This window comes from Paenisporosarcina sp. NPDC076907, from assembly GCF_050269735.1.
In the GTDB taxonomy this organism is placed as follows: domain Bacteria; phylum Bacillota; class Bacilli; order Bacillales_A; family Planococcaceae; genus Paenisporosarcina.
On the sequence record NZ_JBNNIX010000001.1, the window covers coordinates 438,420 to 463,447 of the forward strand.

The 25,028-nt window shown below is 39.3% G+C and carries 24 protein-coding genes and 1 other annotated feature; of the genes, 18 read left to right on the forward strand and 6 right to left on the reverse strand.

From position 1 onward, the window contains the following. Positions 1 to 144 precede the first annotated feature (144 nt). The 3 genes from ACQKEV_RS02190 to ACQKEV_RS02200 all read left to right on the forward strand — a co-directional run bounded on the left by ACQKEV_RS02190 (position 145) and on the right by ACQKEV_RS02200 (position 2,951). On the forward strand, positions 145 to 570 hold the full coding sequence (locus tag ACQKEV_RS02190; protein WP_427442930.1) for a hypothetical protein: 426 nt from the start codon (positions 145 to 147) through the stop codon (positions 568 to 570). Between the two features lie 151 nt (positions 571 to 721). Beyond that, positions 722 to 1,510, forward strand: a complete 789-nt coding sequence (locus ACQKEV_RS02195) for an alpha/beta fold hydrolase (RefSeq protein WP_427442932.1) — start codon at positions 722 to 724, stop codon at positions 1,508 to 1,510. A gap of 139 nt (positions 1,511 to 1,649) precedes the next feature. Beyond that, on the forward strand, positions 1,650 to 2,951 hold the full coding sequence (locus tag ACQKEV_RS02200; protein WP_427442934.1) for a M48 family metallopeptidase: 1,302 nt from the start codon (positions 1,650 to 1,652) through the stop codon (positions 2,949 to 2,951). Positions 2,952 to 3,011: 60 nt separating this feature from the next. Here ACQKEV_RS02200 and ACQKEV_RS02205 read toward each other — a convergent pair whose 3' ends face one another. Continuing rightward, on the reverse strand, positions 3,012 to 3,470 hold the full coding sequence (locus tag ACQKEV_RS02205) for a transporter (RefSeq protein ID WP_427442935.1): 459 nt from the start codon (positions 3,468 to 3,470) through the stop codon (positions 3,012 to 3,014). Between the two features lie 148 nt (positions 3,471 to 3,618). Further along, complete coding sequence (trhA, locus tag ACQKEV_RS02210) at positions 3,619 to 4,266, reverse strand: PAQR family membrane homeostasis protein TrhA (protein ID WP_427442937.1); 648 nt, start codon at positions 4,264 to 4,266, stop codon at positions 3,619 to 3,621. Between the two features lie 143 nt (positions 4,267 to 4,409). On the opposite strand from trhA, the gene ACQKEV_RS02215 reads away from it, so the two are divergent. Continuing rightward, positions 4,410 to 5,021, forward strand: coding sequence for a DUF1836 domain-containing protein (locus ACQKEV_RS02215; protein ID WP_427442939.1), 612 nt, complete (start codon positions 4,410 to 4,412; stop codon positions 5,019 to 5,021). Positions 5,022 to 5,069: 48 nt separating this feature from the next. Next, on the forward strand, positions 5,070 to 6,824 hold the full coding sequence (recQ, locus tag ACQKEV_RS02220; protein ID WP_427442940.1) for a DNA helicase RecQ: 1,755 nt from the start codon (positions 5,070 to 5,072) through the stop codon (positions 6,822 to 6,824). 384 nt (positions 6,825 to 7,208) lie between these two features. Here the strand turns inward: recQ and ACQKEV_RS02225 are convergent, their stop codons facing one another. Beyond that, entirely contained in the window at positions 7,209 to 8,708 is a 1,500-nt protein-coding gene (locus ACQKEV_RS02225; RefSeq protein ID WP_427442942.1) for an MDR family MFS transporter, read from the reverse strand. Positions 8,709 to 8,966: 258 nt separating this feature from the next. Continuing rightward, positions 8,967 to 9,234: a binding site (T-box leader), on the forward strand. Between the two features lie 48 nt (positions 9,235 to 9,282). Between ACQKEV_RS02225 and metG the strand changes: the two genes are divergently transcribed. After that, a complete protein-coding gene (metG, locus tag ACQKEV_RS02230) occupies positions 9,283 to 10,914 on the forward strand; it encodes a methionine--tRNA ligase (RefSeq protein ID WP_427442944.1) in 1,632 nt (543 codons plus the stop codon). Between the two features lie 108 nt (positions 10,915 to 11,022). Then, the gene (locus ACQKEV_RS02235; protein WP_427442946.1) at positions 11,023 to 11,529 is read left to right on the forward strand and encodes a GNAT family N-acetyltransferase; all 507 of its coding nucleotides are present in this window, start codon (positions 11,023 to 11,025) and stop codon (positions 11,527 to 11,529) included. Between the two features lie 626 nt (positions 11,530 to 12,155). On the opposite strand, the gene ACQKEV_RS02240 is transcribed toward ACQKEV_RS02235, so the two are convergent. After that, complete coding sequence (locus ACQKEV_RS02240; RefSeq protein WP_427442948.1) at positions 12,156 to 13,013, reverse strand: VOC family protein; 858 nt, start codon at positions 13,011 to 13,013, stop codon at positions 12,156 to 12,158. A gap of 168 nt (positions 13,014 to 13,181) precedes the next feature. Between ACQKEV_RS02240 and ACQKEV_RS02245 the strand changes: the two genes are divergently transcribed. The 8 genes from ACQKEV_RS02245 to ACQKEV_RS02280 all read left to right on the forward strand — a co-directional run bounded on the left by ACQKEV_RS02245 (position 13,182) and on the right by ACQKEV_RS02280 (position 20,929). After that, a complete protein-coding gene (locus tag ACQKEV_RS02245; RefSeq protein ID WP_427442950.1) occupies positions 13,182 to 14,672 on the forward strand; it encodes a spore germination protein in 1,491 nt (496 codons plus the stop codon). 14 nt (positions 14,673 to 14,686) lie between these two features. Continuing rightward, the gene (locus ACQKEV_RS02250; protein WP_427442952.1) at positions 14,687 to 15,763 is read left to right on the forward strand and encodes a GerAB/ArcD/ProY family transporter; all 1,077 of its coding nucleotides are present in this window, start codon (positions 14,687 to 14,689) and stop codon (positions 15,761 to 15,763) included. A 4-nt stretch (positions 15,764 to 15,767) separates the two neighbouring features. Continuing rightward, positions 15,768 to 16,877 (forward strand): Ger(x)C family spore germination protein, encoded by a 1,110-nt coding sequence (locus ACQKEV_RS02255; RefSeq protein ID WP_427442954.1) that lies wholly within the window; start codon positions 15,768 to 15,770, stop codon positions 16,875 to 16,877. 356 nt (positions 16,878 to 17,233) lie between these two features. Beyond that, a complete protein-coding gene (locus ACQKEV_RS02260) occupies positions 17,234 to 17,848 on the forward strand; it encodes a PH domain-containing protein (protein WP_427442956.1) in 615 nt (204 codons plus the stop codon). 117 nt (positions 17,849 to 17,965) lie between these two features. Further along, positions 17,966 to 18,640: an SOS response-associated peptidase gene (locus tag ACQKEV_RS02265; protein ID WP_427442958.1), complete on the forward strand. Its 675-nt coding sequence runs from the start codon at positions 17,966 to 17,968 to the stop codon at positions 18,638 to 18,640. Between the two features lie 18 nt (positions 18,641 to 18,658). Next, on the forward strand, positions 18,659 to 19,387 hold the full coding sequence (locus tag ACQKEV_RS02270) for an ABC transporter ATP-binding protein (RefSeq protein ID WP_427442960.1): 729 nt from the start codon (positions 18,659 to 18,661) through the stop codon (positions 19,385 to 19,387). Continuing rightward, positions 19,377 to 20,405: an ABC transporter permease gene (locus ACQKEV_RS02275; RefSeq protein ID WP_427442961.1), complete on the forward strand. Its 1,029-nt coding sequence runs from the start codon at positions 19,377 to 19,379 to the stop codon at positions 20,403 to 20,405. Before ACQKEV_RS02270 ends, ACQKEV_RS02275 begins: the two co-directional genes overlap by 11 nt. A 14-nt stretch (positions 20,406 to 20,419) precedes the next feature. Further along, entirely contained in the window at positions 20,420 to 20,929 is a 510-nt protein-coding gene (locus tag ACQKEV_RS02280; protein ID WP_427444799.1) for a GNAT family N-acetyltransferase, read from the forward strand. A gap of 57 nt (positions 20,930 to 20,986) precedes the next feature. Here ACQKEV_RS02280 and ACQKEV_RS02285 read toward each other — a convergent pair whose 3' ends face one another. After that, the gene (locus ACQKEV_RS02285) at positions 20,987 to 22,111 is read right to left on the reverse strand and encodes an NADH-dependent flavin oxidoreductase (protein WP_427442963.1); all 1,125 of its coding nucleotides are present in this window, start codon (positions 22,109 to 22,111) and stop codon (positions 20,987 to 20,989) included. A 283-nt stretch (positions 22,112 to 22,394) separates the two neighbouring features. Between ACQKEV_RS02285 and ACQKEV_RS02290 the strand changes: the two genes are divergently transcribed. Further along, complete coding sequence (locus tag ACQKEV_RS02290; protein ID WP_427442965.1) at positions 22,395 to 22,925, forward strand: GNAT family N-acetyltransferase; 531 nt, start codon at positions 22,395 to 22,397, stop codon at positions 22,923 to 22,925. Positions 22,926 to 22,933: 8 nt separating this feature from the next. On the opposite strand, the gene ACQKEV_RS02295 is transcribed toward ACQKEV_RS02290, so the two are convergent. Further along, on the reverse strand, positions 22,934 to 23,506 hold the full coding sequence (locus tag ACQKEV_RS02295; protein WP_427442967.1) for a phosphatase PAP2 family protein: 573 nt from the start codon (positions 23,504 to 23,506) through the stop codon (positions 22,934 to 22,936). Positions 23,507 to 23,672: 166 nt separating this feature from the next. Between ACQKEV_RS02295 and ACQKEV_RS02300 the strand changes: the two genes are divergently transcribed. Then, positions 23,673 to 24,149, forward strand: a complete 477-nt coding sequence (locus ACQKEV_RS02300) for a hypothetical protein (RefSeq protein ID WP_427442968.1) — start codon at positions 23,673 to 23,675, stop codon at positions 24,147 to 24,149. A gap of 81 nt (positions 24,150 to 24,230) precedes the next feature. Beyond that, positions 24,231 to 24,773, forward strand: a complete 543-nt coding sequence (locus ACQKEV_RS02305) for a hypothetical protein (RefSeq protein ID WP_427442970.1) — start codon at positions 24,231 to 24,233, stop codon at positions 24,771 to 24,773. Positions 24,774 to 25,028: the final 255 nt, after the last annotated feature.

Here is a 25,028-nt window from a genome sequence, read left to right on the forward strand (position 1 = left end):
TGTAACACCATGAACAGCAACGTTTAGTGTGGATGAAATGTTGTCGTGACTTGCATTGTCGGTTGATATGTCGCTGAGTAAAGGTGAAATTTAATCAAAAATGGTGTATACTTACACTAAGAGAACTTTTAGAAGAGGTGAAGAATGGATAATAATCAGATCCCAAGTGCAGTTAATAAGGACTTTTTGACAAACGAATTAGGGTTAATTCAACATTTAAATACGACCATTTTTAAGAAACGGGACTTTTTTGTATTGTCACCGTCTGTTCAAAATAAGTCTAATGGATTTGATTTAAGAGAAGTTAGTTTAAACAAGTATAACCGAGTAGCCCATAATGGGTACTTATTAATTCGTTATAAAGAACGTTTTTTAATTGCAAAGCTTGCCAATTTCAGAAAGAAAATGATGCGTGAAGAACTGAAAGCAACGAGTACTTCTAAAACGTCTCATTGGAAATTTATTGTAAAGGAAACACCGACATTGCACGTGGTCTGCCAGACTGACAGTGATGAGACGTACCCCTTACAAGAGCCATCAAGCAATCAATTAATTAAGTTTTTTCAATAAATGAATGAAAAGCATGTGCCTCCGAGCACATGCTTTTTTTATTTGCCTGCGCATCTTTAGTCTCATTTTTTCATTAGAGCCCTTTCCTTTGCTTACATGTTTAAAAATTGGGTATAAGAGTATGACAAACATATAAACGGGAGTTGTTATAATGGGGCAACATCAAATTGAATTATCGAATCTTACATTGGCATATCAAGACAGTGGACAAGGTGAAGCAATCGTCTTGCTGCATGGTTTTTGTGGAAGTCATGAATACTGGGATAAACTGATTCCGGCTTTGTCTGAGAATAATCGCGTTATTGTACCGGATTTACCTGGGCATGGAGATTCCACTTTCCCTAAAGGGAATTATGAAATGGAATACATGGCAGATACGTTGGTAGAATTACTGGACAAATTGGAGTTGGAGAAAGTAACTTTATTCGGTCATTCTCTAGGTGGTTACATAACATTGGCATTTGCAGAAAAATATGAAGAGCGCTTAAATGGTTTTTCACTGATTCATTCAACTGCCCATCCGGATTCTGAAGAAGCGAAAGAAGGCCGTGACGCATCCATCGACAAAGTGAAATCGGAAGGAATACCAGCTTTGATAGAGGGCTTAATACCAAAATTATTTGCTCCTGAAAACTTGGAGTCACATGCAGAAGATGTGAAGAAAGCTAAAGAAATTGGGAAGGCAACAACTGAAGAAGGCGCAATCGGTATGCTGAAGGCCATGAAAAACCGACCAGACCGCAATCACGTCATCAAAAACAGCAAGTTGCCTGCACTATTAATTGCTGGCGAAAAGGATCAGGTCATTCCTCCAGAAAAAACTTTCTCTGTCCATAAAGAAACTATTTCTCAGGCTTTAATCAAAGGAGCCGGACACATGAGTATGATGGAAAAACCAGATTTATTAATATCGGAAATTCAGGATTTCTTAAAATCGTAAGTACAAAACGCAATTGACCATAAGTTTGGTCTTTTGCGTTTTTTGTTTTTATTTACCAGAATTATTGTATTGACCTCTTTAGTATTATCCGTTAAATTCAGTATTGTATGTAAAATTTATACAAGAGGGGACTACACGAGTGAGAACAACCAATGTAACATCAGAGAGAGAAACGATTTATTTCGTATTGAGCCTCATCTTTAGTATCTTTATTTATATCATTGCGGCCATTTCGATTATCGGAATCGGTATTGCAATTGGCCTGTTAGCCTTAGTGCTATATGCAAATATGATTATGCTCGGATCAATCCGGGGGAATGGAATTCGTATTCGTGAAAATCAATTCCCAGATGTCTATGAGCGAGTTGTATCCCTTTCAGGGGAAATGGGGCTGAAACGCATACCTGATGTATTTATTGTACAGTCAGAAGGTGCATTAAACGCTTTTGCAACACGCTTTTTAGGACGTGATATGGTCGTCATTTATTCGGAAGTTTTCGAACTTGCTAGACAAGGTGGAGCAGCTGAACTAGATTTCATCATTGCCCATGAGCTTGCACATATTAAACGACGTCATGTATGGAAAAATATTTTACTGGTCCCAGCAACGTTCATACCGTTCCTGTCGCAAGCTTACAGTCGATCATGCGAATATACGTGTGACCGTGAAGCTGCTTTTTACACGCAAAATGGAACAGTTGCGAAGCGTGGTTTGACCATTTTAGGAGCAGGTAAGGTTTTATATCATGAAGTAAACGAATCTGCTTATTTAGAACAAATTAAGAGCGAGTCCAATGTTGTCGTATGGTTCAGTGAAGTATTATCCAGCCACCCACGTTTACCGAAACGCATTCAGTCTGTCGGTCAGTTTATGCGTGTAGAAGGAACACCTTCATATGAACCGAAACACGGGAAAATCGTATTGGGTGCATCTTTATTATTCGGTGGAATGTTGGGTGTGTATTTGTTGACTGTCTTCTTATTCTCTGCAGGTGGAATGGTATATGCAAGTTTTATACCATCACTTCTTTCTGAAGACACATTCGATTTGTCGGAGGATGAATATTATCCTTCCGAAGGAGAAACTCCGCTAATGACTGCAGCTTACGATGGGGATATTGAAGAAGTAAATGCATTAATTGAACAAGGTGCCGATTTGGAAGAAAAAGATGCTGAAGGATATACAGCTCTAGGATATGCGGGATTCTTACAGAATAACGATGTCGCAGAAGTCCTCTTGGATGCAGGGGCAGACCCGAATGCTCAAAGTGATTATTCGACTGCTTTGCTAGAGGCTTTATACAACGAAAATTATGAACTTGCATACATGCTTTATGAGTACGGTGCTAATCCGGAACTTGAAGATTCTACAGGAGAATCAGCCTACTCATATTTTGGAGTGGACAATGAAGAAGATTTTATAAAAGAGATTAAACAGTAAAATATATTAAAAGAGGACGCGTAAAAGTCATGTTAGTGACTTTTGCGCGTCCTTTTCATTTTAGAAACATTGGAAAGATGAGATTCTGTCTAAATCTGTTCCGTAATAAGTCCATCTGCGACCATTCCAACGCCAACCAGCAATAGATTGTCTTCCGACAAAGGTTGGATAGTACCAGAATGAACGACCATTTCGTAGCCATACATACGTAAACCGGAATAAACAGCCTCGAATCGCACCGGGATCTACTGCAAAGACGCCTGCGCCGCCTCGAGATTGGGCAGATTGCTGAGGAACGAAAGTTGGTGGTGGACTAGACGGCGGGCCGCCTGAAGATGGTTGGCCTCCTCCTTGACCAGGGAATCCAGGACCTTGCCCAGGGAAACCACCTTGTCCTGGGAATCCTTGACCAGGAAATCCGGGACCTTGCCCAGGGAAACCAGGAGGGAATCCAGGTCCACGTCCAGGGAAGTTCTGTGAGTCATCACCGGGTAGAAATGGGAAAAATTGATTAACCAAAAATGGGTACCTCCTTTAAACTGTATTCAAGGTAGTATATGGGGTTATTGAAGAAGCGTTTGGGTTCCCCCGTGCACTGCCTAAGCTAACAACTCAAAAATGCCAGGCAAAGGTTATGTTTAACCGCTGCCTGGCACTATGTTATTTTTTATAAAACATACATATATACACTTAAAAAGTGACAAAAGGTTCCAAGTAAAATGAAGATGTGAAAAATTTCATGAAAGCCGAGGTATTTGGATTGCATGAATTTGGGCTTTGCCCCGTAGATGATGCCTCCGATTGTGTACATGATTCCGCCTGCAACGAGCAGCGAAAGCCCCTCAGCGTTTAAAGTGGCAGCTAGTGGTGACGCCAGAAAAACGATAATCCAACCCATCCCAATATAAAGAGCGGTAGATAACCATCTTGGACAGTCGAACCAAACCATTTTGAACAAAATTCCTGTAATAGCTAAGCCTGTAACGACGGAGAATAACACAAATCCAGTCGTGCCGTTAAGTGCAATCAAACAAAAAGGTGCATACGATCCAGCAATCAATAAAAAAATCATGGAATGGTCAAGCCTTCTTAAATAAGCAATGATATGGTCTTTCGCAAGAACCATGTGATAAGTGGCGGAAGCTGTATACAATAAAAACATGCTGATCCCAAAAAAGATGACAGCAACGATATGTAATGCAGGTGCATCACTTGAAGAAGCTTTTAAAAGCATGGCAATTAACGCAAAGACAGATAATACCGCACCAGCTAAATGTGACAAACTGTTAAAGGGTTCTCGAATATAAGTTCTCAAAACAAATACCTCCACTCCATTAAGTAGTTATTGATACTATGTGTAATCATATTACCATTTTGACATCTAGTCAACATTTACGACCTATCAATTTTACGTTACACTTAAACTACTTAATACCAATGAATTTCGAGGGGTAAAAGATGGAGAAATCACAAGAATTGTTACGAAAACTTTCTTTAGATAAAAATATTTCACTTCAGGAAATGCCGGATATCGATTTGTATATGGATCAAGTGATTCAATTATTTGATCACACGTTTAAAAGTACGAAACGCAATGATGAAGAAAAAGTTTTGACCAAAACCATGATTAACAACTATGCCAAAGCGAAGCTGTTCATCCCTATAAAAAACAAAAAATATTCGAAGAAGCATCTTATCTTGATCAGTTTAATCTATCAACTAAAAGGCGCTTTATCGATTAATGATATCAAGTCGACCCTCGACGGGCTTAATTCCAAACTGACAAATGAAGACTTTGAGCTGGAGAAATTCTATACTAGTTATCTTGCTATTCAGCAAGGAAATGCATCTGATTTTGAGTTGGAATTTGAAAAGCGAACATTAGATGTCCACAAAGAAGTGGCTAAAATGGATGATCGCGAAGCCGAAAAACTGGAGAAGATCCTACTGATTTCCTCTCTGGTCAACATCAGTAATTCGTACCGTAAAGCGGCTGAGCTGTTAATCGACGAATTAAAAGAGGAATCACATCAAACCGAGGACAACCCGAAATCTAAAAAAGAAAAATAATGAAAGTGCCTGACGTTTTCAATCTGCAAAAAAGAAGGAGTGACACATGTGTTAGAACAAGCTACAAAATATTTACAAACCTTTTTTGGATATGAGTCATTCCGAACTGGACAAGAGCAAGTGATCACACAAGTACTGAATGGTGACAATTCAATCTGCGTAATGCCGACTGGTGGGGGGAAATCCATCTGCTATCAAATACCTGCATTAGTTTTGGAAGGGACGACGATTGTTGTTTCTCCTTTAATTTCACTCATGAAAGACCAAGTGGATACCTTGCTCGAAGCGGGGATTCATGCGGCATATATTAATAGTTCATTAAGTCATGAAGAAGTACGGGAAGTCTTATATGATGTGCAGCGCGGTGCAGTTAAACTTTTATATATTGCCCCTGAACGATTGGATTCCCAGTCCTTTTTGAATGAACTTCGGGAAATTCCAGTACCTTTGATTGCGGTGGACGAAGCACATTGTATTTCCCAGTGGGGTCATGATTTCCGACCGAGCTATCGTTTAATTAGCCGGATGACCGAACTTTTTCCGAATAAGCCAACTGTCCTCGCGTTAACGGCAACTGCCACACCACAAGTACGCGAAGACATTTGCCGCATTTTGAATATTACTGAAAACAATACCGTAATGACTGGTTTCGAACGATCGAATTTAACATTCTCTGTTATACGTGGACAAGACCGTGAAAAATTCGTTAAAGATTACGTAATGAAAAATGAAAACGAATCTGGCATTATTTATGCCGCTACTCGAAAAACGGTCAATCATATATATGATATGCTGCAAAAACGTGGAATCAGTGTCGCAAAATATCACGGTGGCATGTTTGATGAGGATCGCACATATGAGCAAGAACGTTTCCTCAAAGATGAAGTCCAAGTGATGGTGGCGACCAATGCCTTTGGAATGGGTATCGACAAATCAAATATTCGCTATGTAATCCATTATCAACTTCCTAAAAACATGGAGAGTTATTACCAGGAGGCTGGACGCGCGGGCCGGGATGGATTGCCGAGTGCGTGTGTTGTTCTGTATGCCTCACAGGATGTCCAGACCCAGCGATTCCTGATTGATCAGGCACAAGATCCAAGTCGTATTCCAGGTGAACTCATCAAGTTGCAGGGAATGGTGGACTACTGTCATACAGAAAATTGTTTGCAGCAATTCATTATTCATTATTTTGGGGATTTGGATGCCGATGTTTGTGGCCAATGCAGCAATTGTACGGATCAACGGGAAAGCCAGGACGTAACACAGGATGTACAAATGGTGCTTTCGTGTGTCATCCGAATGGGACAGAAATTCGGGAAAATGCTGACTGCTCAAGTATTGACCGGCTCAAGAAACAAAAAAGTTATCGAATTTGGATTTGATAGACTAACAACTTACGGCATTTTAAAGCATTACAGTGCGAAAGATGTTGCAAACTTGATGGAATTCATGATTTCACAGGACTTACTTGCAGTCGAACATGGGTCGTTCCCAACCATCTATGTTACGGAGAAAAGTAAAGAAGTGCTGAAAGGAAATCAAAAAGTTCTCCGCAAAGGGGCGATTGTTACCCAACAAGTGGCTGACAATGATCCATTATTTGAAGAACTACGAGTCGTGAGAAAAAGATTGGCTGATGAATCAAATGTTCCGCCATTTGTTATCTTCTCAGATAAAACATTGAAAGACATGTGTGCCAAACGTCCGAAAAACGAGGAAGAGTTTCTTGAAGTCAGTGGCGTAGGTGCCAACAAGTTAGAGAAATATGGAGAGGCGTTTCTTCATGTCATTAATCAATGAGAACGAGGACTCCAGATCATTTTAGATTTTTCATTTACTTCTTTTTCATAACGGCACTCGCTTTTATGGGTATCCTTATTGCAGATATGGATAATCTTCAGCGGTATGTTCATTTAGATTACTCGAGGATGGCAAGCGCCATCATTCGTACCATGATTAGTTGGATGCATTTGTGGTTTGCTTCACTGCTGTTTAAAAGGTTCAAAGACACTCCCACGTGGTTGAAAATCATACTGGCAGTCCCGTCTTTATTACTGGCAATATTTTGTGCTGGATATCTTGTCAGTCTATTTGTAAACTTAGAGACATAATACACAAAAAGGGCTTTTCTCATCGTCATCACGAATGACAACGGGAAAAGCCCTTTAAATATTGTACGAATTCTTACTCTTCTTTCGAAACTTCCAGCTTCTCATTTCCCATGAAATAAACAGCAACGACTGCGATGGCAATCGGGATGAGGGACCATAGGAAAGTAGCCGAGATGGAATTAGACATCGCATTGACAATGACTTCCAAGATATTTGAAGGAATCGTCTGTCGTTGTTCAGGTTGGAATACGGTCTGTAAATTGTCGATTGTTTGTGATGCATCCTGCCCTGAACCGCCAAGTTTTTCTTGTATTTCACTCGTCAGCAATTTTGTCTGCAATGATCCAAATATGGTAATACCAAGCGCTAAGCCAAGTGAACGGAAGAACGAATTGGTCGAGTTGGCGGAACCTCTATGGCGATAATCCATCTTGTGCATACTTGCTGAAGGCAATAATGAAAATGAGAACCCGACACCCATTCCAACCAATACCATATACAAAGTAAGTAATATACGGCTTGTATCAGGAGAAATTGTTGCCATGAATGCCATTCCGACGGCATAAAAGACTACGGAAATAGCCATAATTTTTTGGTAAGAAATTTTGGATTGAGCAATCCCTGCAAAAGCACTTCCTGCTACTGATCCTAGTAACATCGGCATTAAGATAATCCCGGCATTCGTTGCCGAACCACCATATACAGCTTGAACAAAAATAGGAATGAAAATCGTCAATCCGACAAATGTGGCTCCATATAAAAAGGCGAGCACTTGTGATGAGGCAAACAGGCGATTTTTGAACATCCAAAAAGAAATAATCGGTTCGGATGCTTTTGTTTCTGCCCAAATAAACACAATGGAAAACACAATGAAAATCCCGAATAAGGTGTAACTTTGCCAAGAATTCCAATCAAACTCTTTTCCCGCAAGCTCCAGTCCAAACATAAGGCTGACGACGGCGGTAATCAGCGTGATTGCGCCAAGCCAGTCAATTTTAAGTTTCGCATTTTGCTTCGTTTCATTATAGAATTTCAGAATCAAGAATAGGGAGACAATCCCGATTGGCACGTTCACATAAAAGACCCAGTGCCAGCTAATTGTATCGGTAATAAAAGCGCCAAGCAATGGTCCGAGAACACTGGATGCACCGAACACAGCACCTAATAATCCGGTCATTTTCCCTCGTTTTTCGGGAGGGAAAATATCAAAGACAATCGTAAAGGCAATCGGCATCAAAGCACCTCCACCGATTCCTTGAATAGCTCGGTACACAGCCAGTTGAGGTACCGATTGGGCAATCCCACATAATGCAGATCCTATCAGGAAAATCGCTAAACCAAAAACAAAGAACCGTTTGCGTCCATACATATCGGATAATTTCCCGAAAATCGGCATTCCAGCAAAGACGGCAACAGCATAAGCAGAGGTAATCCACACGTAGCTTTCCACTCCACCCAAATCAGCCAAAATCGACCCAAGTGCAGTAGCGACAATGGTATTATCCATCGCTGCCATTAATATCGCCAACATCAAGCCCGTCACAACTAGGCGTAAATTTCTTTTTTCTATCATTTTAATAGCTCCTCTGAATTGAAAAGATAGGAATTGATTCAATGAAGAAAGTATATCAATAGAGTTGATAAAAAAGAAACTTCAAATGTAATGATTGGTGGAATAAAATGGGTGGAACCGATTTAATAACGTTTCATGCCGATTAAATAAGCATTCATGCTGATTAAATCATCGTGCATGCCGATTAAATACTTTTTTTATAAAAAATTAAGATTGCATTTTATTTCCAAATTCACTATAATCATTTCAACCATATATGAAACGGCAATGACGAGGAAAAGTAGTGAGACGATGTTATATAGAGAGCTTCTGTTGGTGGAAATGAAGCAAACTAGTCTGACGAACATGATCTCTGAGCTTTGCACTGAAAATCTGATGATGAGTAGGCTGCAACGAGGTCTGACACTTGTTACAAACGTCTGAGTATAACTGACATGATTTCGTCTGTGTACTTTTGAAGGCAAGTAGCGTGAGCTGTTTGTAAATTAAGGTGGTACCACGGGGAGAGTTGAACCTCGTCCTTATCGATAAGATAAGGGCGGGGTTTTTTTGTGCATTTAAAGGGGGAGTCAGAATGAATATTTTTATTGGGGGAGCATGGCCTTATGCCAACGGTTCGTTGCATTTAGGGCATATTGCGGCTTTATTGCCGGGAGAAATTTTGGCAAGGTATTACCGACTAAAAGGGGAACAAGTCTTATATGTATCGGGCAGTGATTGTAACGGTACCCCGATTTCCATACGGGCAAAACAGGAAGGAGTATCTATCGAGGATATAGCCAATCGTTTTCATCAGGAATTTGAAGAAAGCTTTTCAAAACTCGGCTTCAGCTATGATACGTACTCAAGAACGGATCACCCGCAACATCATGAAGTCGTTCAACAAATCTTCCTGAAGCTTTTGGAAAATGGCTATATTGATAAGCGGGAGATCGAACAAACTTACTGTGATTTCGACCGCCAGTTTTTACCGGATCGTTATGTTGAAGGGATTTGTCCGAACTGCGGACAGCCATCGCGAGGAGATCAGTGTGATCATTGTTCATCCATTCTTGACCCTTTGGATTTACTGGAGCGGAAGTGCAAAATTTGTGGCAATGAACCGACCACCAAGACAACGGAACACTTCTATTTTTCTTTAAGTTCATTTCAAAAAGAGATGGAGAATCGAGTGGAGCTTGCAAAGGAAAACAAGCAGTGGCGGGAAAATGCTATTCATCTGACTGAACGTTATTTAAAAGAAGGGTTACACGATCGAGCTGTCTCAAGAGATTTGCCAAATGGAGTAAGCGTACCTGTGGAAGGTTATGAACAGAAGAAAATTTATGTATGGATTGAAGCGGTTTCGGGTTACTATTCTGCCAGCCAACGTTGGGCAACCGAAACGAATCAGAGTGATGCGGCATTTTGGGAGAAAGAAACCGTTTCCTATTATGTACATGGGAAAGATAATATTCCATTTCATTCGATTATTTGGCCTTCCATTCTCTCGGGGATTGAGAAAGGCGTTCATCCAACCCACATAATTTCGAACGAGTATTTAACATTGGAAAAGAGAAAATTGTCGACGAGCAAAAACTGGGCAGTTTGGGTGCCAGCAATGCTGGAAAGCTACGATCCCGACTCAATCCGATACTTTCTGACGGAGAATGCACCCGAAAATAGAGATGCTGACTTTTCATGGCGTGAATTCATTTTAAGCCATAACTCCGAACTGCTTGGTGCTTATGGTAATTTAGTGAATCGAACTTTGAAATTTATCGATAAGTCTTTCGAAGGTCATATTTCAGGGGAAATAGATAAAACCATCAAGGAAAAGGTGACGTCCAAATACGAAGAGATCGGTCGACACATTGAACATGGCCATTTTAAAGAAGCGATTCAATCCATATTTGAAACGATTCGATACGGAAACAAGTACTTTGACGCCAAACAACCGTGGAAAACAATTCATGAAGATAGAGAAGACTGTCAAAATGTGTTGCTTACATGTGTCCATATCATTTCAAACAGTGCCCAACTGTTAGCGCCATTTTTGCCATTTTCGAGTGAAAAAGTGAGAGGGATGTTAGAGTTGGCACCCTATTCGTGGCAGCCAATTGAAAAGGCTAGTTATCAACTTTCGGTTATAAATCCATTGTTCGAACGGATTGATGTCAAACAGATCGAGATCGAATTAGAAAAACTTAAACAGAACGCGCTATAAAATATCAAACGGATGGATTATCTAAATAATGAAATATGTATACGAAAGCACTCGATAAAATACTAATAGTGCAAAGACGTTTTAAAAACAAAGAGAAGAGTTGATTAGATGGTGAAAATTCGAGAGGCTATAGAAGATGAACTTGAACTGATTCGACAACAAAGAGTGAGTGCATATGAAGAACATGCGAAAGTTATTCCCGATGGTCATTGGAATGCATTAAGAAAAGCAATTATGTCAGATGCTGATACTCAAAAGGGTGTTGAACTTTTGGTTGCTGAATTGGAAGGCACAGTCATTGGAAGTGTCGCGTTGTTCCCTGCTAAATCCGATGCCTACAAAGGCCTTGTAGATATATTGGATTATCCTGAAATCAGAATGCTAGCCGTCACTTTAGAGGGACGGGGAAGAGGCGTGGCAGAAGCTTTAATAAAGGAATGTATTAATCGGACAAGAGTGAAAGGTTCTCAAAACATTGGATTACACACAGCCGATTTTATGACAACTGCCATGAGACTGTATGAGCGCATGGGGTTTGAACGCTTACCTCAGTTTGACTTTGAACCGGCAGGCGATGGAATCATTGTGAAAGCGTATCGATTATCCATTGTTTGATATACACAATAGGAAATGATTCTACTGCGGTGACTCGTTGTAGGGATGCTCCATATCTCAAGGTAAGAGAGTAATACAGAGAAATTAGTAGGTATTGGTGCAGGCGTGGTTTTGCCGAAGAAGCACATGCCAAAAGATGTTTTTACAACGTGAACATCGATTTTTCCTACGTGAACTCAAATAATTCCTACGTCAATGCCAATTTTTCCTACGTGAACGTCATTTTTTACAACCAAGACTCGGGTTTCTTATCTCAGCCTCGGGAAAACCGTTCACACTATACACGAAAAGAAAGAAGCTTCGCACAATCGGATAAAAAAAGAAGGAACCTGCCAAAATTTCATCTTTGGCAGGTTGTTTTCCCGAGACTAGGTGTCGAATCTTTCGTTACCCAAAAGCAATTAAGCATAGGCACATCGATTTCCAAGAAAAGACGGAAGAAAATTCGCCGCAGGGTTGTCCAAGTGAAAGATCCTGGAGGTATTAACCGAGTCACTTCGATAAGTTCTATATCTTCCGTATCTCATTCAAACATAAATAAAAGCCAAGCATCGTTTATTTTAAACGAGCTAGGCTTTTTAAAATGGCAATTCGAATCACCATATATCGACGCGAATACCCAGCTTCTATTTTCCAACAAACAGCTGAACTTCAACTCCTGAAGGGTCGATTGCCCCTATATAGTCATTTTGTTCGAAGACAGACGCACCGATTTCATTTAATTTCTTCACAACCTGTTGTCTTGATGCATCATCCGGATAAACGATTGAAAAACTTTTCAGTCCAAGTGTTTGTTCCGTGCGTTTAATCGAGCTAGGATGCCCCCATGTATTAAGCGCAATATGATGGTGATAGCCATTTGAAGAAATGAACGTCGCTTGCGTTCCGTACCGACTCACGATATCAAATCCTAATCCTTCTACATAAAACTTTACTGCCTCTCCCATATTCGCAACGCGCAGGTGAACATGCCCCATTACTGTCTCTTTAGGCATGCTGCTAGTAGATGATTCTTCTGCACTTGCCACAAGGCTTTCAATATCAAGAGGATCCACAGTCATTTCAACCATATCACTTTGCCATTTCCACATGTCAGGGCTACGGTCGTAATACAATTCGATCCCGTTCCCATCCACGTCATTCAAATATAGTGCCTCACTTACCAAATGGTCGGAAGCTCCGCTAAATGGATAACCGGTGCTGCGAATGTGATTGAAAATGGTACCGAGTTCTTTCTTGGATGGCAATAAAAAGGCCATATGGTAGAGACCTGCAGCATTTGTGCTGTGGTGACTTACTTCTGAAGATTGTTCAATTGTTAAAATTGCATCTTGTCCATTTGTTGTGAACCTGATGATTGATGTTGTTTGATTTAAAATTTGTAGACCTAAGATGTTTTTATAAAAATTAGTAGATTTAGCCAAGTCCACTACATTTAGATGAACATGCTTAGTATAGGTGGTTGGTTGTTGATGAAAATTCATAATCATTCTCCTTTTGTGGTTACAATTTTTAAGTAAGTTACTTTATGTAAGTAATTTTAAGCTAGGACGTGACGGAAGTCAACCCTTTCGTTTTTTGAATACAATTCTTTTTACATGGTAAGACTTTCTTCAAATAGGTAAGCCTTCGACGTGAAGGGAAGTGAATCGATGAAAATATGGAAACGTGCACGACAAGTGGTTGAAGATAGTAAGAAAAAAATAACTGACACAACACCTGCTACAAAGAAGAGTTCAGTTCCAAAATCCATTCCATTAGAGGCGATTAAAAGTGAACTAACTGATATTGATGATGCCGTTTTCAAAGACTTTAAAACGAAAGAAGGGCACGTTACAGTCGTTTATTTAAGCACGCTCATCGATCCGTTGATTTTACATAAAGCCATTATTTTGCCACTCGTGAATGATCAGGGAGAGGTTTTGACGTCTTTTGATCCGTTAGATGGTTCGAACAAACAGAAAATTATCATGTCCATCGTCAATGGCGATACCGTCATTTTTCATCATGACAAACAGCAGTATTTAACTGCTAAAACATTCAGTCCTCCTGAACGGGCCATAGCCACTTCTGAAATGGAGTCAAGTGTCATTGGGCCACAAGATTCATTCACGGAATCCTTGAAAACAAATTTATCTCTCATTAAAAAGAGAATTCAACAGACCGGATTGAAAAGTAAGGATTATACCATCGGTCAAGAGACGAATACAAAAATAACCGTGTTGTATATTGAACATCTCGTAAATGACGAAAATCTCCAGCGAATAAATGACCGCATCGATAAGTTGGATTACGTGGGTTTTCTAGATATCACGATTCTTAAACAATTAGTTGAAGACAATCCCTTTTCTCCATTTCCTCAATATGGTGCCACGTCAAGACCTGATGTTGCAGTGAATTCTTTATTGGATGGCCGTATTGTCATCGCAATGGATAATAGCCAAAGTGTGATGGTCTGCCCTTCCTCGTTTATCGAAATGTTCAATTCTCCGGAAGACTTTTATAACCGTTGGACGACCGCTACTCTCTTAAGAATATTACGATTTGCGGGCTTCTTTATTACCATCATGCTGACTCCGATGTATATTTCTGCACTGTCCTATCATCCGGGCATTCTTCCGTATGAATTGCTTATCATGATTCAAGAATCTCGAAGCAGGGTACCATTTCCTCCTGTAATTGAAGTGTTGTTCATTGAGTTGGTTATAGAAATCTTGAGGGAAGCCGGATCACGCATGCCTACAAAAATTGGTCAAACAATCGGTATTGTAGGAGGTATTGTAATCGGTACAGCGGCGGTTGAAGCTGGTCTTATCAGTAATACACTCATTGTTCTTGTAGCAATTTCTGCTTTATTGTCTTTCTTGATGCCCAATTTTCTTATGAGTAATGCCAGTCGCTTCGTTCGATATATTTTCATCTTGGCAGCAGGATTGTTTGGTTTGCTTGGTCAAATGTTGGCTCTTGCATGGTTATTTAACCATTTATTGAATTTGACTTCATTAGGTACGCCGTATATGACACCTGTTATTCCGCGTTCCTGGGCAGATCTAAGGGATAGCATCGTTCGTTTTCCATTGGCATTTCTTCAAAAACGAACGGGATTGTCTAGAGCCAAGAGAGAGAAAAAGCCTACAAAATAGAGGGGTGATTGCATGTGGATGTAAAGAAAAAGAAAATACTAAATGGTTACCATGTGGTTTTCCTGGTCCAGAATATCATGGTAGGCATGGGTTTGTTGTCCATGAATAATTCATTGAGTCCGGTTGGCTATAGTCAATGGTGGCTCCCTGTTCTTTTTGGCGTAATTGCAAACATCACACTCATTCCTATGATTTGGTTAGCTTTACAGTACAAAGATGATGACTTGTTTGATATTCACGAAAAATTGCTAGGCAAATTTATCGGTAAGACGATAAATAGTTTTCTGATTTTATACGCCACCTTGCTATTTGCTGCGGTCATTCAAAATTACTTGGATTTAATCCAAGTCGCTGCTTTGCCGCAACGATCAATTACAGGCCATCTGATTTTGTTCATTGTCTTGACTGTTTTCATTATAAAAGGGGGTATTAAATCCCTTGCCAGGTTTTGTATCGTGACATTCTTTTTAACAGGGTGGATGGTCTATTTTTTACGATGGGGCTTTGTGGAGGGAGAGATACGCCATCTCTTGCCTCTCTTTAATTTCACAGCATCGGAATTTTGGGACGCAACGAAAATAGGATACAACACATTGGTTGGGTATGAATTGATTATGTTTTATTTTCCTTATATACGTCAGCCCGAAAAAGCCTTTAAACACGCTTCATTAGGTATTTGGATAACCATATTTTTTTATGTAGCAGTGAGCATTGTTGGTGTTATGTACTTCACGGAATGGCAGCTTGAGCATTTGCTCTTTCCCGTACTTAAATTATTCCAAGCCGTAGACTTATCGTTTGTCGAGCGAATTGATACGTTTGGTATTACCGTTTGGGTGTTTTTGATTTTGACGACTGCTGGCGCTTATTTATGGACAGCAAAGAAAGGAATCGACTCCGTCCGTAATAAGAACAGTCAATATCATATTTATGTCACGGCGATTATGACATTTATCATCATCAATCTCCCAATTTCACAAGGGATGAGAAAAACAATATATGAGAACACATTTTATGTGAGTTATGGGCTGATATTATGGCCAAGCCTGTTATGTTTGGTGCACTTGATCAGAAGGAAAGTAAAGAGGTGATCAAATGAAAAGCTTGTTGATGGTTATTGTTAGTTCTTTTTGTTTATTGCTGAGCGGATGTTCGACACAACAGGGTTCTCAGCCATCCTTGGAGAGATTAGGGATGATCAGTGTCATTGGGTACGATTATATCGACGATGACAAAATGAAGATGACCGTAATCATGCCCCAGCCGGCCAGTGAAGCCATGAAGCATACACAAGTCATTACAGTTGAAACGGATATGCTCCATAAAGGAATGGTTGAAATCTCATCCAAAGCAGATAAAACCGTTTCATTGACACAACTTCGGGTCATCTTATTCAGTGAAGAATTTGCAAAAAAAGGACAAATGAAAGAAATGGTAGAGTATTTATATAAAGATTCAGATGTGCGATCGAACTCTTATGTGGCTATAGTGAAAGATTCGGCTGAAGAATTACTGAGTAAGGAGTATCCAGATAAACAAAACACAAGCGTCTATATCAACAATTTATTTCAACCGAGGCAATATACGTACTTCAGTCCATTTACAACGATTCATGAATTTGTTTATGACGATACGAATCCACTTATAGACTCCATTGCACCTTATGTTGAGTTGAATGATGGGATCATTCATATTGAAGGAATTGCTGCTTTCAGTGACGGGAAAATGAAAACAATGTTCACTCAACAAGAAGGGAAGACCATCCAAATACTGCGTGGGCAAAAAAAACTATCCGTATTTGCCATCACGCTTAATCATGATTATGACAATAAAGAGAAAGTTGCCATGGAATTCATTACATCAAAAGCTAAAATTGAGACCAATCATAACTTTGACTCACCAAAGGTTAAAATTACGATGAAGTTTGAGGGGACTTTAAGTGAGTATGAAGGTGGAAAAGATCTTGCAAATAAACAAGAACTGGAAAAACTCGAACAAGAGGTAAGTAAAAGTATTGAAGATGATGTTCGAAATCTGTTGGAAAAATGTCGGGAGTTATCGATTGAACCTGTTGGACTGTTTGAGACAATGCGTATGCGTTATAAAGGGGATTGGCCCAGTGAATTGACTCAAGAATTAATGGCCAAAGCCGAATTTGAAATTAAAGCTGATACAAAAATCTTGAGTGCCGGAACATTAAAATGATATTTTTCTAGCTAAACCAATAGAAAAATCGTATACATTACAATTCACTCATTTTATATTTTCTACAGTCTGAAACCTGTTTAAAGCAGGTTTTTTTCTTTACTTTTTTGTGGTATCAATACTTTTTGATTCGGGGATTGTAGTGGGTTCGTTTATTTTAGGTATTGCCGTGGTATATGGCGCTCAGCGGTTTTGTGGTACTCATTGTTTTTTATTATTAATAGATCATGAAAAATCAATGAATTTAGGTTCCAGAGAGTTATCCACATAATTATCCACAAATTCTGATAATTTGAAACTTCACAAGCGTTAACTCGTACTTATAGAAGATTGATAAACTTAAAGGAGGAAATAGGATGTTTAAAAAATTAGCAGCAGATGCACTTGGGTTGTCTGATATAGGAATTGTCGTTCCGAAAGCGGATTTTGATAAAACGGAGTCTGATGATTTTCTCATGCATGAATCCGGTGAAGAAATCTTTTTCCTGATTAAAACAAAAGCAGACGAGTATTGCTTTACGAATAAAGCGTTGATTCATGTCGATGGTGCTAATGCCATCAGCAAGAAACGCACACTTAAACGCTACGAATATGCGTACCATCCAATTACAAATGTCACCTTGGAAACAGCTGGAACAATTGATTTGGATGTGGAAATTAAATTCACGATCGGCAGTATTCCGATAACGGTGGATATTCACAAACGCTTCTTGGCAGAAATCAAAGATTTGTACAAAGTGTTGTTTGCGATTTCGATTGAAGTAAAAGAAAACGAGAAAAAGTACGCCATTGCAGAAAACAGTTTGTCCTATGCTTCGCAGTCGATGGGCCGCGTTGGAAATAATGAAGTAACCCCTGCTCAATCGTTTGAAGAAATCACTCGTTTCGCACATGATTGGATGCAGGAAAGTCGATCTAAATACGGAAAGAAAGACTTTAAAGATACATTTGAGCTGTACATCAATCAATAAATAGCAAAATTTGAACCGTCCGTCTCATCAGAGAATGGGCGGTTTTTATTTTATGAATCAAAGGATTTCTTTTAAATATAGCGAATTGATTCTAAAAGAAAGGGAGGAGAAGTAAATATGTGTGGACGTTACAGTTTGTTCGCAGAATTTCGAATCATAGAAGAACGTTTTGGTGAAGCCACTTTTGAAGAAGAAGAGTACGAAGAAAGTTACAATATTGCCCCTTCACAAATGATTCTTTCGGTCATAAATGATGGCACAAAAAATCGATTGGGTTATTTGAAATGGGGGCTTGTTCCTGCATGGGCAAAGGATCCGAAAATCGGTTTTAAAATGATCAATGCACGAGCGGAAACGGCTCATGAAAAGCCCAGTTTTCGTGAAGCGTTTAAGAAGAGAAGGTGCTTGATTGTCGCTGACTCATTTTATGAATGGAAACGTGAAGAAGGACGCAAAATTCCAATGCGCATCAAAATGAAAACCGATCAGCTTTTTGCGATGGCAGGGTTATGGGAATCCTGGAAAGATGAAAACGGCAAACTAGTTTACACATGCACCATTTTGACCACGGAGGCGAATGAATTGATGTCATCCATTCATGAACGAATGCCGGTTATTCTTAAACAAGAGGATGAACAAAGCTGGTTAAACCCGAATGTACATAAAGTGGAGGAGTTGAGATCGTTTTTAATCCCTTTGGAAGACGGCTTGCTCGAAGCATTTGAAGTTTCCGAAAAAGTGAACTCTCCCAAAAACAATGCCCCTGAGTTGATTGAAAAAGTGTCGGGATAAAAGGAGGTGCAGCTAAGGATGCCGATTATACATGTTGACAATGTAAGCAAATCTTACGGGAAGCATCAGATTTTAACAAACATGAATTTAACTGCGGATTCGGGTCAAATCCTCGGACTCATTGGACCATCAGGCTCTGGAAAAACGACGTTAATTAAAATCATTATGGGAATGGACGTACCAACAACGGGAGCGGTCGAAGTGCTTTCGAAAAAAGTTCCGAATCTGGATATACTCCGGCAAATTGGATATATGGCGCAATCAGATGCTCTTTATCAAGATTTAACTGGCTTAGAAAACTTGTCATTCTTTGCCTCGATGTTTTTAATGAATAAGAGCGAACGAAAAGACCGGATTGCATATGTTACACGCATTGTTCAATTAGAAAGTGCCATCCAAAAGAAAGTATCAACTTATTCAGGTGGCATGAAACGTCGACTGTCCCTGGCGATTGCACTGATTCAAAACCCTGAGATTTTGATACTTGATGAACCTACGGTCGGCATTGATCCGGAGTTAAGAAAATCCATCTGGCAAGAACTGTCTCGTTTGAAGAATGAAGAACATAAGACGATTGTTGTAACTACGCATGTCATGGATGAAGCAGATAAATGTGATATGCTCACCATGATTAGAGAAGGGAAAGTAATTACAACAGGAACACCACATGCCTTAAAGGTCGACTATGAAGTCAGTAATTTAGAAGAAGTCTTTCTAAAAGCGGGAGGGGTACACCGTGCGCATTAGAGCTCTGATTAAACGTATCGCTTTGCAGCTTTTTCGGGATAAACGGACATTGGCTCTTCTGTTTGTGGCACCATTACTGATTTTGACGCTTATGCATTTTTTGTTCACTAGCAATGAAGTTGCTTCAAAGTTAGGTGTAGAAGGTATATCCAATGAAATGATGGAGCAATGGAAGAGTAATGGATTAGACGTTGTCACTTTTCCAAAAAACAGTGATGTAAAGAAATCCATACTAGAACATGACTTGGATGGGTACCTTGTTGTTAAAGGACCAACGATGACATTGACACTTGAAAATACCGATCCTTCTCGCTCTAAAGGACTGCAGGCAAAAGTTCAACAAGCTTTGGTCGGTAATTTGATTGGAGAAAACACGTCGGAAATAAAAACAAATTTTGTATACGGAAGTGGAGAAACTACTTTCTTTGATGTGTTAAGCCCTATATTAGTCGGATTTTTTGTGTTTTTCTTCGTGTTTTTAATTTCAGGAATTGGTCTACTGCGGGAAAGAATGACAGGTACACTCGAACGGTTATTATCTACTCCGATTCAAAGGTGGGAAATAGTCTTAGGTTACTTGATTGGATATGGATTATTTGCCATCATCCAAACGATTATTGTCGTTACTTATTCCGTCAACGTTTTGGACATGATCCTGGTTGGTTCGTTTTGGCATGTACTTGTAGTAAATGTGTTAATTGCCCTAGTGGCCCTAAGTTTGGGGATTCTTCTGTCATCCTTTGCATCGTCGGAATTTCAAATGATTCAATTTATTCCATTAGTGATTGTTCCGCAAGTGTTTTTCACGGGAATTATTCCTGTTGATGGAATGCCTGAATGGTTGCAAGGATTATCTAAACTGATGCCGATTTCATATGGTGCAGACGCGTTAAAAAGTATAATGTACAAAGGGTACGGTTTAATTGATGTGAGTTCGAACTTGCTGGTGTTAATAGGTTTTGCTATTTTGTTTATAGTGCTTAATATCGTTGCCCTTAAAAAGCATAGGAAAAACTAGAGGTGAATATCGTGATTGTAATCCAAACAGAAAGACTTGTTCTTCGGCATTTAACTCCAGAAGATGCGGAGTTTATTTTAGAACTTTTAAATGAACCCGATTGGATTAAATATATCGGGGACAGAGGCATTCGAACCGTTGAAGCTGCCAAACAATACATCGTCGAGGGACCGATGGCTATGTATAAAGAGCACGGCATTGGTTTGTACTTAATTGAAATAAAAGAAACTGGAGAACCGATTGGGCTTTGTGGGCTCTTACATCGTGACTTCCTGAAAGATGTCGATCTTGGTTTTGCACTTCACTCAAAATATTGGGGAGAGGGCTACGCTTATGAAGCGGCAAAAGCTACATTAGCTTATGGTGCTGATGATTTAGGCTATCGCCGAATAGTTGGATTTACATCACTTGATAATCAAAAGTCAGGGAACCTCCTTCAAAAACTGGGAATGAAAGATGAAGGCACCATCAAATACGCATCCACTGCGGAAGATGTCCGGTTGTTTGCAAAAGAATATCAATAAAAAAGATTGAAACGAGCTACCATAGTCCGTTTCAATCTTTTTTTACTTAATAACAAATTATACCCCTGGAACCCAACCTGGATTTTTTAATATACGTTGCCAAAGTGGTGTGGGCATTTCCAATTCTTCTTGTTTATTGATATCTAGTGCGGTCACAATTTCATCCTCGCGACCTTGTTCGATTTTTTGCACCCACTCAGGGTCAATCAATAGCTCTCGGCCAAGACCAATTAAAGGAATACCGGAAGTAAGTGCTTTTCGTGCATCCTCGGCTGAGTAAATTGAGCCTACGCCGATAACAGCAACACGATCACCGACAGCCTCTTGAATGATTTCGATGCGTGAACGACTGTCATCAATTCCTCTTTTTGGAGTAGACCAGAAATCCATAAGTGAAACGTGCAGATAATCCAAGTTCTTATTAGCCAATCTGTCAATCAAGACTAGGGTGTCAGCCATGGTGATCCCAGGAGTTTCTGGTTCTTCCGGAGAGAAACGGTAGCCAACGATAAATGGCTCTTTTGCATGTTCTTTGACCACTCTTTGTACTTCATCAACAACTGCGAGTGGGAATGTCATGCGCTTTTCCAACGATCCGCCAAAACGATCCGTTCCGCGATTGGAATGCGGAGAAAAGAATTGTTGAATGAGATATGTATTGGCTCCATGAATTTCGACTCCATCATATCCTGCTTCGATTGCTCTTCGTGTTGTTTCACCGAAATCACGAATGATTGACTCTACTTCCGATTCCGTTAGTGTACGGGGGACTGGTTTTCCTTCGCCTTCTGAAGGTACATTACTTGCGCTGACCACATCTCCGTTTGGAGCGAGCTCCTTAGGTACTTGGCGACCTCCATGGAAGATTTGTAAAATGGCTTTAGCACCTTCGCTTTTAATGGCAGTAGCCAACCGTCGAAGGCTTGGAATCATTTCATCAGTATGACCGGCAAATTCTCCGGGAAAACCTTGTCCATTTGGAGTGACATATGTACAAGCCGTAATGACCATGCTGACCCCTTTGGAGCGGCGAACATAATAGGCAACTTCCGCGTCTGATACTGTACCGTCTTCATTTGATGAGTAATTCGTCATTGGTGCCATAACCACACGGTTCTTGAGTGAAATGCCATTTTGAAATTCAAATGGTTCTAGTAAAGGAGCATATTTTTGGTTGATCATCGATTGAAACCTCCTATTAAACATCAGTTTTTTAAATTGGCTCAGCTATTCCTTCTTTTTAGTGTAACTTTTACTCCTATTAGGCAACTAACCAATTGTCTACTGAAAAAATTAGTATTAAGAAAAGCATAGTGTCACTTTATGCTTTCAGTATACGTCAGTCAAAAATTATGCCTATTGAAAACACATTGTAATAGAAACAACATGGTTTAGAAAAAGGGATTGTGTACAACAAGGTAGAAGTTAGTACTTAGAGAAGATTAAAAGAAAATGGGTGATAAAGATGAGGATTCGAACTGAAACGAAAAATGATTTTAAACATGTATTCAATCTGAATTACACGACTTTTGGAAATCGAGACGATGAAGCCAAGTTGGTGGAGCAAATTCGTTTTTCGGATGGCTTCATTCCTAAATTATCGATTGTCGCAGAGGATCAAGGTGATATCGTTGGTCATCTACTGTTGAGTAAAGCGAAACTGACCAATGAAGGTAAAGATAAAGTAGTAATCGTTCTAGCACCGGTGGCTGTATTGCCTAAGTTTCAGAAAAAAGGGATTGGTAGCAAGCTGATTGAAGAAGGATTGAAAAGAGCGAAAAAAGAGGGATATGGACTGGTATTTCTCATTGGACACCCAGACTATTATCCGAAGTTTGGTTTTCAACCAGCGAGAGCTCATGGACTGGAATTGACACAATTTCAGGTGCCTGACGACGTTTTCATGGTTTGTGAACTAATAGATGGTGAGCTTGAAAACAATGTTGGCGAATTACATTATCCGAAAGCGTTTTTCGGTACGGCAACTCAAAAATAGATGGTTTTCTACTTTATCTTAACGAGTGCAAAATGATAACTCCAAATGACGATTGTCAACAAACATCCACCTGCAAAATAACCAGCCAATACATCACTAGGGTAATGGACACCTAAATATACGCGGCTAATTCCAATGGCCAAAATCATGAAAATCGATAGAGATAGCAGTAGGAATCTACCCGCGAGTGATGGAATATGACGCCACAAAACAAACGTAAGAATTCCATATATACATATAGCATTTGTGGCATGGCCGCTTGGAAAACTGTATCCGCCAATTTCCACTAGTCTATGCAAATCTGGACGTGACCTCTGAAACATTAGTTTTAATGCACGGAAGAGATAGTGGGATCCTAGCAGGGCGACAATGAAAAGAAGAAGTTCCACTCGATATTTTAGAAAGAAATAAAAGATAATGAAGATGATAAAGGCAAAAATATGAATGGAAGATCCTGAACCAATTTCTGTGAAAAAAAGCATGAGATTCGTTAAGGATGGAGTCTCGAAATTTTGTACAATCGTAATTATGGTTTGATCAAAATGACCAATAAGATTCTGTTTAATTAGTATCGATATCAAAGTGAAACCACATACCAAAAAGCTAATTAATAGGGAATATAGCGTAGCGTGATACTTCGGTAGCATTCGTTCAACAAATCCTTTCAAGCCGTGAATATGGAAAACTCCTTTTTACAGTTCAGCCAAAATATAGAAAAAACTGTATACTGAAAGAAGGGGGTTATTTATGAAAAAATTATTAATCGCAAGCTGTTTACTACTATTGACGGCTTGTTCAAACAAATTAGATACATCACAACTAACGGAATCAAAAACGAGTGATGAGGGATTCATCAAGTTTTATAGCGCACCTTCTCTAGACGTGGCTATTGATGCTTTACCCTATGAAGTCAATTTGCCCGAGGAATTGCCATTCAAAACCGAAGGATTCAAATCTCTAGGAATTACGGATATCGGTGGAAAAGGTCAAAATCCAGATGCCCAATTTATGGCGACTGGTGACCAAAATCATAACTTGCTGCTTTCCACTACAAAGGGAACCATTGATTATGCAGATACTACTCCGGAAAAAATTACTTTAAATAATGGCTATCAAGCTCAATATACGTTACCCAACCAACTTGATGTAATCGTCAAAGATGTTACGTATTCATATACGTTGAATATGTCAGGGCTTGATGAGAATGAATTAAAAGATGAGTAATTGAAATTAGCAGAACAGCTAGCTGAATAAGGTCATAAGAAAGAGCCATTCTAAATCGAGGTTTTATAGAGGACAGATGAAATGATTTTAAAAGCAGAAATAATAAATCTACCTTATTCGGGACAATACAAGGAGAAGATTTTTGATATTTCTAATCCATGGAATTCTCAGGATTGGACTTGGGTTAAATTTGTAAATGAGGATTTAACTGAATGGTGTGGTGAATTCAGAGGTTTTCCACGAGCTGTTGAAGTATCAAAAAAGCATAATTATGTTCTAGTTCTTACTTCAGATTATTTATTTCAAGTTAATCGTCTCAATGGAGAATTAATTGAATATGAATCCCAACCTCTATATCAGAGTTTAACAGTTTCACCATCAGGAGATTTCATAATAGCTGATTATTATTGTATTGAAATCATAGAGTCAACATTAAAAAATAAGAAACTCGTGGAAAGTCCAATAGAAATGGATGATATTAAATGTCATAGTTGGAATAAAAATAAATTATTAATATCATGTGATGAGTTTTTTAATTCGTATAACAATCATGTGGTGCTAGAACTGGATAGTGAGAAATTAGAAATAACTAAAATAAACCCTAATGACCATCCAGTTACGTAGCTGATTGATTTTACTCATCAAAATAGCGTTAAGGCATTTCCTTTTCTTGTAATTATGAAGTTGAATACTGGTTTATCCGGTAGTTATGTTAACCTAATAAGGTTTTAGTGTCGAATCATCCAGGTGCTTGATTAACTAACAGGGCGGTTTACTTAAATAAGATTGTTGTTAAGTTGTTTTAAACTGCGTTCCCTTGTCTATTACACTGAGTCTGTAGTGTATAGCTTGATTCTTTTTTTTATGATGTGTCTTCCT